This is a genomic window from Candidatus Paceibacterota bacterium (genome assembly GCA_041661305.1).
Lineage (GTDB): Bacteria > Patescibacteriota > Minisyncoccia > Phycocordibacterales > VMEP01 > VMEP01.
The window spans coordinates 359,190-375,265 of record JBAZUR010000001.1 but is presented as its reverse complement, the minus strand read 5'-3'; the positions used below and the strand labels follow the sequence as shown (position 1 = coordinate 375,265).

Sequence of the window (16,076 nt, the reverse complement as noted above, 5' to 3'; positions counted from 1 at the left end):
TCGCATCATCATCTCCACAAGTTTCTGCTATCTTTGCTACATCAACCACCGCAACTTCAACTTTTGCTGGAGGTTTAACGGTTGATACGAATTCTTTGGTTGTTGATTATTCAACAAGTAGGGTTGGTATTGGAACTACAGATTTGCAAGCAAAACTTTCTGTGGAGAGTACGGTGAGCGACACATTAAGAATAGGACAAACAAACAGTATCGCTGGTAATCGTTTTATGCATATTGGTGTTGATACCACGAATGGATTTGGTGAGATTGGTGTGACTCAGTATGCCCAAACATCACTTCCCTTGATTTTGCAAAGACTTGGTGGAAATATCGGGGTGGGAACGACGACGCCAACGGCAAAGCTCAGTGTCTTTGGTAACACAGTAGTAGGGACGTCTACGGCTCTTGTTTCTGGGTCAGCACTTACAGTAGCCACAGAGAGTGTGAATTCCGGTTCTAATCTTTATGGGGCTGTTGCGATGATATTAAAGACGACGAACGCCGATATCTCTAACTCGACGATACGTTGGGTCAACCAACAAGGCACCTACGAAACATTCCTTGGTCGTAACTTCAATGTTTCGGATTCTATCCTTGAAGTCGGCGATAACACAACGACTAAATTTATTATTACCAACGCCGGCAATGTTGGCATCGGCACGACGAGTCCGGCAGATAAACTCCACGTAGAAGGTGGGGGGGTTACCGCTCAATCTGTTCAAGCTGTTGGCTCGCCTTCATATTGGGGCACAGGACAAGGTCTTGGTATAAGTTACGCTTCTAATATTGGTTCTATTCGTGCTTACAACAACACTTCAGGAACAGGTTCCGCTGATATTAACTTCATCACAGGCGGTACAGAAAAGATGAGGATAACAAGCACTGGCAACGTCGGCATAGGCACCACTTCTCCATATGCAAAACTTTCTGTCGCCGGCCCTGTTGTCGCAGATTATTTCTACGCAACATCAACAACAGCAACATCAACATTCGCCGGAGGCTTGAACGTTGGTTCGGGTGATTTAACTTATGATTTTTCATCCGGCATAACTTCTGTTTCAAATCTAAATCTTGGTGCAACAAGTTTTGATTCTGACGCAGGCGCACTTTCTTGGATTGATATGCCTGTTACTTCTGATTCAGCAATCGGAACAGTGGAAAGCTACACAGCACATCTTGATGGCAACTCAATGCTCACTGTTTATGGTGAGTCTGATGGGGTAGGTGGTATTCAAAATTATGGCGTTGGTATCGGCTCATCAACTCCATTTGCAAAACTTTCTGTAATGGGAACATCCGGTTCCACTCGCCCTATATTCCAGGTTTCAAGTTCAACCAACGCTTCAATATTAACAGTGAGCTACGATGGCAAAGTCGGCATCGGCACCACCTCACCAACAGTATTACTCACAGTCGGTTCATCAACACCAGACAGCATAGCTTCAACTAACTACTACAACTCTGCATATATAGCAGGTGACCTAGAAGTAGACGGCACAATCTATGGAACCACTGCTCCTGTCTACTCATCACTAGGTAAGCACATGGTTATCACAACTGATGGCTCAGGTACTCTTGTTGCATCATCAACTCCACAAGTCGCTGCTATCTTTGCTACATCAACAACAGCAACATCAACTTTCGCAGGATACTTGAATGTTGGCACAAACGATTCGTTTACTAATCCTTCTGGTAAGTTGAATGTTATCGGGACCGCAGTTTCTGCTGGTTCAACTGTTATCAAAAATCAGAAATTGTTTAGTCTAATGCTTCCACAAGAATCAACCTACGAGCAGGTGGCTGATTTTTGGATGGGAAGGTGGCAGGACGCAACAAACAATTCACGTACAGCACTAACAATTTCTCTTAACTATGCAAGTGGTAGTGATGCAGATACTGATGTGATGACATTATTATCTTCCGGCAACGTCGGCATCGGCACGACGACACCGAACGCGAAACTGAACGTACTTGGTAGCAGTGGAACTATATATGCAAATTCCATTGCAAAGTTTTACGCGGCAAACACACAGGGTGTATATGTTGGCTACAACACAACCAATAAATACGGATATATTGGAGCAATTACAGAGGGGGTGACACACGACGCATTAGTCTTAGAACCATCTGGAGGCAATGTCGGTATTGGAACAACGAGCCCTGATAATGCACTCGTTGTATCACGCAATACCACAAGCGGTTCTTATGGCACTTACCCTCTCTCCGCGGTTAATAACGATGCCCTAACTGGATACGCTGGTTTCGCGATTACGAAAGGCACGGGTCTCGCTGGTCTCCGTTCGCGTATATATGTTGATAATAATGATGATCTTTTCATGGGTACGTATACTTCAGACCCACTTACGCTTACGACTAATAACTCTGCTCGCGTTACAATCGATACAACCGGCAACGTCGGTATTGGGACAACGACACCTGGATTCAAGACACAAATCGTAGCAGATGGAACGGGGCCCTATCCTTACGACAACAACGGCGGTGCACAATTGGCGATAAGCGGTGCGACAGATCCGCTCAAACGACTTTCTTTCATGATTGACACAACGAACAATCGCGGTGTTATTCAGGCGGCGCGAAGCGGTGATCAGACATATCCGTTGCTTTTGAACCCTGTCGGCAGCAACGTCGGTATTGGGACAGCAACACCAGCATATAAATTGGATAATTGGGGAACATTTCGTACTCATGCGGGGACTAACGTTAATGTCGACGTTATCGGCGCACTAACTGCCGGGGCCGGGGCCTCAGTTCGTTCATTTAACGATGCCGGTAATGTTTATTTGCCAATGGAATTTAATGCGTCACTCTTTGCGTTTATGACGGGCAACGTTGGCATTGGCACATCAACACCAGGGGTTAAGTTAGATGTGACTAGCGGGAGTGATTATACGATCACCTCAGAAAGAACATCTGCCGCAATTGATTCTATTGCACGAGGTTTAATGGTAAGACACAAAACAACAGGTGATATGATAAATGGTTTTGGCTCAGCCGTAACTTTTTCAATTCAAGATATTGCAGGAGTATCAAATCCGATAGCAGATATAGGTGCGGTAAGAAATGGAGCGGATAATTCTGGCGACATTGTATTTAGGCCGTATTCTGCAGGGACAGCATCGGAACAAGTAAGAATAAAAACAAGTGGCAACGTCGGTATCGGAACGACGGGGCCGGAAGGGAAGCTGAACATATTCTCAGGAAGTGCGGGAACCATTATTGCTAACACAGCGGCTGACGACCTTGTGATAGAGAATTCTTCTGATGTAGGAATGCATTTCATCAGCCCAGATGCGAATCCTGCCCGTATCTTATTTGGCACTCCAGCTGATGACGCTGGTGCTCAGATACAATACAGTTACAACTCTGGCAGCCCACTTCTCTCACTCCTTTCAATGAACGCTAATGGTGCGATTGTGTTGAGTCCTGGTAGTTCCGTTGAGGCAATGAGACTTACCAGTGCAGGCAATGTCGGCATCGGCACATCAACACCATATTCAAAACTAACAGTGTGGGGGACAGGCACAACAACAGGGCAGACATTTGCGTTGGTGAATAGTGCCTCAACAACACTCTTGCAAGTCACAGACAATGGAGATATGAATATTGGTGGTTACGATATTTTCTACGAAGCTTCCACCACTTCAACATCGATTTCAAATCTTAATTTTGGTTCAATGAATTTTGATACCGACGGGGGAATACTCTCATGGGTTGATATGCCAGTCACATCTTCTTCTGCAAACGGAACAGTTCAAAGTTACACCGCTCAATTAGACAGCAATCCTGTCCTCACAATCTACGGCCAAGCAGACGGCACAGGCAGTATGGCAAACACACGTGTTGGTGTAGGCACAAGCACTCCATATGCAAAACTCACAGTATGGTCTGCAACCACAACAGCAGAAAATGTATTTCAAGTTGTTAACTCCGCTTCATCAACATTGTTTGTAATAAACAATTCAGGGTATGTAGGAATAGGCACTACGACACCAGGAACATTTAAACTTCAAGTGTTGGGAAATGTTGGCCCAGATGCTGATAATACATATGACTTAGGTAGCCCAACAATGAGGTGGCAAAATATTTATGCTACAAATATTTTTTCTTCTACATCACCAACATTCTCATCTTTAGGTAAACACATGGTCATCACAACCGACGGTTCAGGTGCTCTTGTCGCATCATCAACTCCACAAGTCTCTGCTATCTTTGCTACTTCAACCACTGCGACGAGTACGTTTGCAGGAGGAATGATAGTTGATACGAACTCATTCGTTGTCGATTATTCAACGGGTCGCGTTGGTTTGGGGACACTTTCTCCTTCAAATAAATTAGACCTTGGAAGCTCTGGTTCAATCGTTAATTTCGGCGCATCTTTGACCGTTCTAAGTAACAATCAACTAACATTAAATGCTTCTGGTGGGGTGACAATTCAAAATCTTGCAAGTCAGGATAGTTCTCCTCTTACAATTCAAACAGGGAATTCTGCGGCGAATAATAACGACATAATTTTTAAACCAGGAGCTGTTGAAGTTGCACGTATTGCCGAAACAGGTTTCGTTGGTATTGGAACAACGACACCGACGTCGCTACTCGATGTTTATGGAGCACGAAGTGCTGGAGCAAATGTTGATTTCATTAGAATAAACTCTGCTGGTCACGGTGGTTCGGTGGCCGACGGTGCATCACTTGCATTTACTAGCGGAGTTGGTGGTACTACCGTTGGACGTGTTCAGTCTGTCGTCTCCGCAGGTTCATATGACCTAGCATTTCATACTGGTGGCACTATTGGAGAGAAGATGAGAATAATGGCTAACGGCAATGTTGGTATTGGTACAACGAGTCCGAGTGCTCTTCTTACTCTTGATGCTGGGGTAGTGTCTCAGGCGTTTTACAGTGTCTTATCGGGATCTCGGAATGGTATCGCGGGAATAAAAATTGCGAACATTAGCACCGGCACGGGCGCACAGAGTATTTTGACATTTGGAGAGGATACGGGACAGTCCGCGACACCCGCTTATCTTATTCGATACAATTCGACTCACTCTACGCGAGCAAACGATTTGGATATACACGCGTCAGGGGATTTGGTGTTGCAACCGAACGGGGGCAACGTCGGCATCGGGACGACGAGTCCGGCAAGTAAACTCGCAGTTTCGGGCGGCGCATCCATCGGTGCAAATTACAATATCGCTGCCCCAACAAACGGTCTTATGGTAGAAGGCAACGTTGGTATTGGGACGACGGATCCAGTTAATTCAAAATTATATGTGTTAAATAGTGGAGTCGCTAATTTAATCATCGGATATAATAATACCTCCAACAATTACTTTGATGCGGGAAACAATATATTCCGAAACGCATCTGCTGTAGAAGCGATGAGAATTACAAGCACCGGCAACGTCGGCATCGGCACGACGAGTCCGGCAACAACACTTAGTGTTCACGGCACAGGAAGTATGACCGGGCTTTTAACTGCTAATTCTGGTGGGACCCTCGCACAATCAGTCTCTGGAATTAGAATCCTTGGTTCTTCTAGTGATAACAATTGGGCTGGTGGCATGGACTTCACCTCTTACAATGGAACCTCGGTATATAACCGCATTCTTAACTCTACTGGTGGGATGTTTTTCTACACTGGTACTTCAGCAACAAATGTTGAGCGAATGAGAATTGATAATACAGGCAACGTCGGCATCGGCACAACCTCACCATTCGCAAAACTATCTGTAGCGGGTGATACATATATTGGGGGCAACTTCACGGCGACAGGCACAGTATCTGCCGGCACAACAACACTCACAAATCTTATTGTCACCAACACAAGTACCTCCACGTTTGCTGGAAGTTTGAATGTGAACAACGGTGATTTTGCATACGACTATACAAGTGGAATAACTTCAATTTCAAATCTTAATCTAGGTGCAACCAATTTTGATGCTGATGCAGGTTTGGTCACATGGACAGATATGCTCGTGAGTTCAAACGTCGCACAGGGTACAGTTGAAGGATATGTTGCTCAACTAAACGGTGACCCCGTCCTCACAATCTACGGCCAAGCAGACGGCACAGGCAGTATGGCAAACACTCGCGTCGGCATTGGTACATCAACACCATACGCAAAACTAACAGTATGGTCAGCAACCACAACAGCAGAAAACGTATTCCAAGCGGTTAACTCCGCTTCATCAACATTGTTTGTAATAAACAATTCTGGAAATGTTGGTATCGGCACCACCTCTCCATTCGCTATGCTTTCTGTAAACGGTTCAGGATACTTTGCCGGCACACTCACAGCAACAAACATCACAGCAACCGGCACAGTATCATTCCAAAACTTCACATTCGTAAATGCAACTGGAACAAGTGCAACAACAACAAACTTCTATTCAACCACAGCGTCAACAACTAATTTGTTTGTTGGTGGAAATGTTGGAATAGGGACAAATTCACCAGGTGCGAGATTGGATGTGAGTGGAAATATTCGTAACCAAACAAGCGTCAACTCATTTGCCAACAGCTACACTGCAGCATTTGGTAAAACTCGTGTTATTGATGCATCAAATCCACAGTTTGAATTGTGGCACGACGGAAGTAGTGCTGGTCAGTTTAGTTATTCTGGAGGCACATTAAATTACGGAACACATACTGGTGGTGGAACACAGACAACATACCTAACAGTATTAAGTGGTGGTAATGTCGGCATCGGCACCACAACTCCAGGAACACTCCTCTCTCTTGGCAACACCGGCGCGAATACAATCAATATCTCAAACACGGCAACTTCGACATTTGGCTATGGTATCAACCTCGCTACCGGATGTTTCGCAGTAAATGGCGTATGTGTGGGCTCATCCAGCGGTACCAACTTCTTCACCAACTCTGGTGCGAGCACGTACCTCAGCACTGGCACCAACCTCGGCATCGGCACCACTTCACCATACGCAAAACTCTCAGTCCAAGCAACAGCAGGTGGTTCAACTCCTTTATTCACAATCGCATCATCAACAAGCGGTGCGGGAACATCAACCGCATTCCATGTCGCAAGTAATGGATATGTTGGAATTGGAACAAGTAATCCAAGCGTTGCGTTAGATGTATTAGGAAATATAAAACTTGGAGCAAACACAGGAGCTGCCGCAAGTCCTGGCACCTTAATTACTTTTAATAATTCTGGATATGCCGCCCCAGCTGCGCCTAGCGTTGTTGGCGCTGGCGAGAAGTTAATGCTTTGGGATAACGGTGGTTATAAGTCAACAATAGGATTAAACGCCGGAGAACTTTATCTACAGTCTTCAGGGTCAGCAACAGGAGGAATGTCTTTTTATACAGGAACATCTGGTGCTGGTACTGAAAGATTAAAAATTACTCCAACTGGAAATGTTGGAGTTGGCACAACCTCTCCTTCATACAAACTTGATGTCGCAGGCTTTATCAATACCGATAAATATTCTGGATACAAGCAAGATGGGAACACAGTATTGTACGCAAGCACGACTAATACTTCATTAGCTGTCGGCGCATCCTCAGCATCTTCATGGATGAGCGCATCATCAACACCTTGGTATTCTGTCGCCGTTGGTCAAGGCGCCCTTGCAACGACACCTACTAATGCCACAGCACAATACAATACAGCTGTTGGGTATAACGCCCTTACTTCTAACACTACCAGCAAGAAAAACACCGCCATCGGTGTGGATGCCCTTTACTCCAACACCACCGGCTCTTTCAACACTGCTAACGGTATGAGCACCCTCTACTTCAACACCACCGGTTCCTCCAACACAGCTAATGGCTTGAATGCTCTCTACTCCAACACCACCGGCGCCTCCAACACCGCTATTGGTGCGAATGCCCTCTACTCCAATACCACCGGTAATACTAACATCGCCATCGGTCGCAGTGCTCTCCACAACAACGCTTCCGCTACCTCCTCCATAGCGATTGGATATTCGGCCGCAGAAGGCAACGCTTCCTACTCAAATCAAGGTGGCGTGTATCTTGGTTATTCAGCTGGCTTTAGCGCCGCCACTGGCTCCGACTACAACACATTCGTCGGTTATAACTCCGGCTACGGTGTCACCACTGGTGCAAGGAATGTCTTCCTTGGTAACTCAACTATCTCCGCTTCATACAACCAAGTCACCACAGGTTCAAACAACATTTCTATCGGTAATGATGTCGCAGTCGCATCAGCAACAGCTTCAAATCAGCTCAATATTGGAAATTTAATTTATGGTGTTAATCTCAACGGCACAGGCTCGACTCTTTCAACAGGAAATATTGGCATCGGCGACGCAACTCCATCATACAAACTAGACGTCGCTGGGTTCATCAACACCGATCAGTTCGGCGGATACAAGCAAGATGGAAATACCGTCCTTTATGCAAGCACCACCAACAATGCCCTCGCCGTCGGAGCATCAAGTGCCGCAGGATGGATGAGCGCATCATCAACACCTTGGTATTCTGTCGCCGTTGGTCAAGGCGCTCTCGCAACGACACCGACAATTTCTACGGCACAATATAATACAGCTGTTGGGTATAACGCCCTTACAGCAAATACAGTAGGTTATTACAACACCGCAAATGGTTATCAAGCTCTTTACGCCAACACCACCGGTGTTAACAATACTGCAGTCGGTGGAAAAGCACTTACAGCCAACACCACTGGCTATTACAACACTGCAATCGGCATGAATTCTCTTTTAGCTAACACTACTGGTTATTACAACACCGTAAGTGGTACAGCAGCTCTTGTAGCGAATACTACTGGTTATAACAACACCGCTAGTGGTGTTAATTCTCTCTATTTTAACACCACCGGTTATAACAATGTCGCAAGCGGAGTACAGGCACTCTATTTAAACACCACAGGTTATCAAAACACCGCAAATGGCACGCAAGCCCTCTACAACAACATCACCGGCACCAACAATACAGCAAATGGCATGAACGCTCTCTTCAACAATACCTCAGCCACTTCCTCCACTGCAGTTGGTTATTCCGCAGCTCGAGGTCCTTCTTCTTACTACAACCAAGGAGGCACCTATGTCGGCTACCAGTCTGGCTACTCTGCTGGCAACAACTCCGACTACAACACCTTCCTCGGCTATCAGTCTGGTTATGGTGTCACCACTGGTTCCAATAATATTTGGATAGGAACAGCAACTTCCTCCACTGCAATTGCAAACCTCACCACTGGTAGCCAAAACATACTTATCGGTAATAACATTTCACTTCCATCAGCCACCGCTTCCGGTCAACTCAACATCGGAAACATAATATTTGGTACGGGAATCACCGGAACAGGCTCCACACTCTCCACCGGCAACGTCGGCGTTGGTACCACTTCTCCATACGCAAAACTATCTATCTCCGCTTCTTCTACTTTACCGGCGTTTGCGATTGTGCAATCAACCTCTACAACTGCAACTGGACCATTAATGTCATTTCTTAACGGTTTTGCCACTTCATCTGGTCCCGCTGCTTCGCCGATTGAATTCGGATCCATTCGTGATTTTCACATGACAGTTAAGGGTAGTGTTGCAGACACTACTAATCTCCCTGGGGCTATGGCTCTCTCTGTTTCTGGCCGTTACGCTTATGTTACATCAGATAGTGGAGATAGACTTACTGTTGTTGATGTTACAAACCCATCAACCCCTGTTGTTGTCGGGTCTGTAAAAGACAGTATTAATTTAAACGCTCCTCGTTCTATTTCTGTATCTGGGCGATATGCTTATGTAGGGGCACAAGATAATAATGGTTTAGCAGTGGTTGACATATCAAATCCCACAACCCCTGTTGTTGTGGGGTCTGTAAAAGACAACACTAAATTAAACGCTCCTCGAGCCGTATCTGTATCTGGTCGTTACGCATATGTAACGTCGTCTGGCGGTGCCCGCTTAACTGTGGTTGATATATCTAACCCAACAAATCCTGTTGTTATTGGGTCTGTAAATGATGCCACAAATTTAAGTATTGCAATTGGTCTGTCTGTTTCTGGTCGTTACGCATACGTAGCGGCGGCTGGTAGTAGTCGCCTAACTGTAGTTGATATATCTAACCCCACAACCCCTATTGTTGTAGGGTCTGTAAATGATGCTGTAAATTTAGGCAGTGCAATCTCCGTTTATGCTTCCGGTAGGTATGTTTATGTTGGCGCAAACGGTACAAGCCGTCTTACTATAGTTGATGTTTCTAACCCATCAACCCCTGTTGTTGTCGGGTCTGTATTTGACGCAGATAATTTATCTGCTCCCCAGTCGATGTTTGTTTCTGGGAGCTATGCGTACGTAACTACACTAAGCGGTAGTAACCGCCTAACTGTGGTTGATATTTCAACTCCAACTAACCCATTCGTCGTCGGTTCATTAAAAGACAGCACAAACTTATCTTCCGCTGCCGCAGTTTATGTTTCCGGTCGTTATGCGTACGTGACAGCTTATGGTACGAGTCGTCTTACGGTAGTTAATCTTGCAGGTATAGAAATACCAACAGTCCTTACGGGGAATTTGCAGTCATCATCGGTTACGGTTTGGGATAATATGGATATAGGAAACAACCTCTATGTCAGAGGTGGTTTGAATCTCGGTCAAGGGGGTCTTTTCAGTAATGGTTCGGGAACGTTTATGCAATCTACCTCCACCTCCCTCGTACTCTCCCCGGCGCTCTATGCGGGCACCTTCGACAGCAACACCTCATCTAATGCTGATGTGCTTACCATTACTCACGGTGGGTGGGCAACTACCACTCCAGGAGCCAACGGCATCAGTACCAGCCTCCTCTTTGCCGCCGGTAACACCTCAGCCACTACCACCAACATCGGTCGTATCAGCGCTATTTTCACTAACGCTGGCGGTACTGCCACCACCTCTGCATTAACCTTCTCCACATTGAACGGGTACTCGCTCTCTGAGAAGATGCGGCTTGATGATAACGGTTATCTCGGCATCGGTACAACGACGCCATGGGGTCAACTTTCTGTAAACCCAAACGGTATCACTGGCCCAGCGTTTGTAATTGGTTCGTCAACTGCTACTAAATTTATCGTGACGAATGGGGGTAAGGTTGGAATTGGCACAAGTAACCCAACCGCAGCACTTACTATTGGGAGTGGACAAATAATAATACCTGATGGAAGTACGGCGGCACCTTCTATTGCATTTGCCGATTCAACAAACACTGGTATTGCGAGGGTCGCAGGCAACACCGTAGGGTTAGTTGCTAATGGCATCGAAGTAGCTAGAGTGAACCCCACGCAATTAACCATTCAGATTTCAGGGTCGGCTAGTATTCCGACACTTACGGTCGGAAATGATACCACCACTGGTTTCTTTAGACCTTCTGCAAATGCTATCGGAATAACTATTTCTGGCACAGAACGTATACGTATTGACTCAACTGGCAACGTTGGTTTTGGCACCACCACCCCATCGGCTAAATTAACTGTCTACGGCGACACACTTCTCAATGGAACGAGCCGTTATCTAAACTTCGGCACATCAACAGGCACAGGTGGTTACGGTCTTCGTGACAATGCCGGCACTCTTGAATTCAAAAATCTAAATGGAACATGGCAAGGAATGAATACAGCGACGACTGGGCCTTCGTTCAGTGTGTATAAGAATGGGACGAGTCAGGTCATTACTGCAGGAGGAGGTAATACTACCGTTACGTTTGATGCGGAGAGGTTTGACACCAACAATAACTTCGACCTCACTACTGAACGGTTCACGCCGACGGTAGCAGGCAAGTACATTTTAACTGTAAACCTCACAACAGATACCTTTGCAACTTGTACTGTGGGAAATGGTGTTACTGTATATATCACAAAGAATGGAGGTGGATTAACAAGTTCAGCTCTTCTTGGTAACGGTTCGTATGTGGTGGGAGTACCTTCGCTTAGTGTGGTTGCAGATGCTAATGGAACAACTGATTATTTTAGCCTTATTATTAATAATACATGTGGTGGTGACCATACACTCGGTAATAATTCAACCTTCACCGGCGCCCTCATTGCTCCAGTCAACGCAACAGCTGGTGGTTGGCAAAACGACGGAGTTCAATCTTTCTTGGCTGATTATGCTGATAAGGTTGGCATCGGCACCACCTCGCCATATGCAAAACTTTCTATTCACGCAAACGCAGGAGAGACAAACACAACACTGTTCTCAATAGGAAGTTCAACATCCGCATACGCAACATCAACTCTATTCTCAGTATCAAACGCAGGTAACCTCACTGTTAGCGGAACAGCCACCTCAACCTTCGCTGGCTTCATCGACGTGAACGGCACGGGTACAAATGCCACCTCGACCTTCGCTTCAAACTTGTGGGTGAAAGGAACACTCCGCACAGGCACCGGTTCGATGTATATGAATGATGGAGGTATCAGTTCATCAAACGGAAATATTTTAATCAACAATAGTGGAAACTCATATTTCAATGGTGGAAATTTTGGAGTTGGTACATCAACACCTTGGGGTCAACTTTCTGTAAATCCAAACGGTATCACCGGCCCTGCATTTGTCATTGGTTCATCAACAAAGACAGACTTCATTGTGACGAACGGTGGAGGTGTGGGTATTGGGCTGGCGAATCCGGCGGGCCCTCTACATATTAGTCACTCAGGGTCTAATTCTGCTGCATTCATAGTTGGCGATGTAAACACCTTTGGAAATGATACAGGAATGTACTTGAGAACCAGTGGTACGGCTTACATTGGTACTCATTCAGCAACTGGGAAAATTAGAATTACGACAACTACTTTCGGCAGTAGTGGTAATGGGATAACGATAGCAACTGGTGGCAACGTCGGTATTGGTACCACAACACCATCAGCAGTTTTGAACGTTTATTCTGGTACAAGTGAAACAGCTCGCTTCGAGTCTAATGTATCAACAGGAGCTTACACTACGTTTTATGATAGTACAGCTAATGGGGCTCGAGGATATGTTGGTTATGGCGCCACTCTATTCGGCACCGCCGACAGTTCTCTGTTTGGCCTACGCTCACAAGGGTCAATTACATTCGCTACTAACGGTGGGAATCGCCAAATGACCATTGATACTAACGGAAAAACTGGCATCGGGACAACTCCATCAGCAAATTACTCTTTGAATATTCCATCTGGGTCTGCTGGTTCGGGGTTGCGTGTTGGAGTGGTGGCTATAGGAAATTCTGGTGGTAACTACGGGTCTACGGGTTACAACTTCCGCACCACAGATACCACAGATTCTTATCTTTACGATGTTAGTGATAAGGCTTCACAAATTAGATATGGTGCTGGTGGTGGTATAGGCGTAAGAGTTATGACCGCACCATCTGGAACGGCGGGAAATGCAATCACATTTACCGCAGGGCCGTATGTGGCAGATCAGGGTGTTGACTGGGTGTCGGGATCAGATGTTCGCCTTAAGAAAAACATAGAAAGTTTGTCCGTTCTTAATCGTTTAGATAATTATCGTGCCGTAGCATTTGATTGGAAAGGAACAGGTAAACATGATATTGGGGTTATAGCTCAAGAATTGTATCCAATATTTCCAGAGGTTGTAATTAAAGGAAGCGATAACGATGACCCTAATCTAAAAGATACAGATAGCGGTGCTTGGGGTGTGAGTTACAGCAAGTTAGGAGCCTTAGCATTGCAGGGTGTGAAAGAACTCAACACCCGCACAAGTTTTATTTCAAGTGCCACGACAACATCTGTGCTAACCGTTGATGTAAACGGCAACGTCGGCATCGGCACGACGACGCCAAATCGCGCGCTTTCTGTTGCAGGAGACGTTGGCGCTACCGCTTTCGTGAACACATCAACAAAGACTGCGAAAAAAGATATTTCTTACACGACTGCTTCTTCAGCGGAAGACATGTTTAATCAACTCATTAATTTGAAGACTGCGACATATCGTTACAACGCAGAGGAAAATAGTGAACCGCTTCGTCTTGGTTTTATCGCTGAAGATGCGCAAGTTGTTGCCCCTGAAATTCTTTCCCCAGATGGAAAAGGTGTTGATTTGTATAAACTTGCAACTTTCACACTCTCTGGCGTACAAACCTTGGCTTCAAAAGTTGATTCAATGAAAGATTTTGATACTCAGATTAGCGCATCTCTCGCTTTGGCAACTTCAACAATTGCAACAAATGCTTGGGTCATAGATAAGACGACAGGCGCAACAACCCTTTCAACAACGACAGTTCTTAATTTGAAAGGTAGCTCTATAAAAGAAGTTTCTAGTATCCTCGGTGTTGACGGAAAGTGGTCTGTTGATGAGAATGGAAAATTTGTTGGCGACACGGTGGAGGTTAAAAAAATAAACACAGAAGATATTTACGTTGCAAAAGATTTGAACGTCGGCGCGGACGCCGTATTCAGTGGCAACGTTGGCATCGGCATCGCAACAACCGGCTCAACAACCGGCGCGATAGGAATCGCACCAACCGCAACCGCCCGCCTCACCGTCCAAAACAATTTTGGAGGCTCAACCTCCAAAATTGGAGAAACGATGACTTTCGTCGCACTTGACGCTGTTGGTAACACTTCGTTTGCAATTACAGGCGATGGTCGTGTTGGAATCGGCACATCGGCACCAAAATCAGCACTATCAATTTCAGCTCCTTCTCCTCGTTTGACTCTCACCGACACAGCTTCTGTTATCGACTCAATTAGTGGTGGAAATGTTGGGGTCGGAACAACAACAAAAGATTGGTTTGTTGAATCAAGAAATGGCACCTTCTCAATCGGTGAAGTTTCTAGTTCTTCTGATAATTCTTCAAGCTCTACTGAAAATATCTACCTTTCAATTTCCGCAACAAGCACACCGGTATTAACTTTTGCTGGCGATATTAAAGCAAATATTATTTCCGCCAAGGCAATTATTTCAGACAGCATCTGTGTCGCATCTTTCTGTGACTCATTTGGTTCACGCACAATCTCGTCAGATAAAGTTGCTCTCGCAGAATCAGGAATCGCAGAACATTTTGCCGACCTTTCCTCAAGTGATGTTGAGGCCGGTGATATCGTCGCAATGAGCGCCACAACAACCCAAGCCACCAACTTGGCGGTCGAACCGCCAAGTGAGATGGGTGCAACAACAACATCCGCCGTTTTGGTTCGCGCAGACAAGACAAACGCAACATCAATAGTTGGAATCGCGAACGTTGCCGGACTAACGTTCTCGAGTACAAGCACTTCACCATCAGTCGTATTTTCTGGAAAGACTGTCGTTAAGGTTTCAACTGAGGGCGGTGTAATCAAGCCGGGCGATCGCATCACACTATCTTCAGTTCCTGGTGTTGGTATGAAGGCGACAACATCATCACAGACAATAGGTATAGCACTTGGTTTGTTTGACGGAACTCAGTCGGCAACTTCGACCGTGACCTCGGTGAATGTTGATGGCACGTTTGTTTATCAGGGCTCGGTTGCTGTCGCTGTTTCAGTTGGTTGGACACGACTTGATGGGGCTTTGACAAGCGCGACATCAACTTCTGCGACACTTGCCGTTGATTCAGTATCTGGTCGAGTTTTGTCACAAGGAGTTCTTGATATGGCCGGATTTGCTGTTGAAAATGTTAGCGCAATCACTTCGTCCTCCGGCACATGGAGCATCGACGCAAGCGGTAAATTATTGGCTGACAATATTGAGGTGCGTGGTGGAATCAAGGTTGGTTCACCAGAGAGACGTTCTGGAATTACAATGTACGACGAAGAGTTTGGAACGCCATACTGTCTAACAATCTCCGGCGGTCTTCCAAAAACAACGTCAGGGGAGTGTTTGGTCGGTGGAGCAACAACAGCAACACAAACTTCAAGCTCGTCGGTTGTCGGAGCGATTGTTGATGCGATTTCTGGAAGTGTGAATGCTCTCACTGAACCAACTGCGACCTACACCGCACCAACTACAGAGACCACCACGACAACGACAGATACAACGACGACTCCTGTCGTTGATACAACAACCACAACACCAGTGGAAACAGTCGCACCAACTACAACAGAAACAGCGACAACAACAGATACGGTTGCAACAAGTACTCCGGCTATTTAA

1 protein-coding gene (only partly in view) is annotated in these 16,076 nt (G+C 45.8%); it reads left to right on the top strand.

Annotated elements, in window-relative coordinates; translation table 11 throughout:
- A protein-coding gene (locus WC724_02060) for a tail fiber domain-containing protein (protein ID MFA6077784.1) crosses the window boundary here: on the top strand, nt 1–16,076 show its 3' portion. It extends 15,712 nt beyond the left edge of the window; 16,076 of the gene's 31,788 nt are visible here — the last part of the coding sequence; the start codon falls outside the window, past its left edge; the stop codon is at nt 16,074–16,076.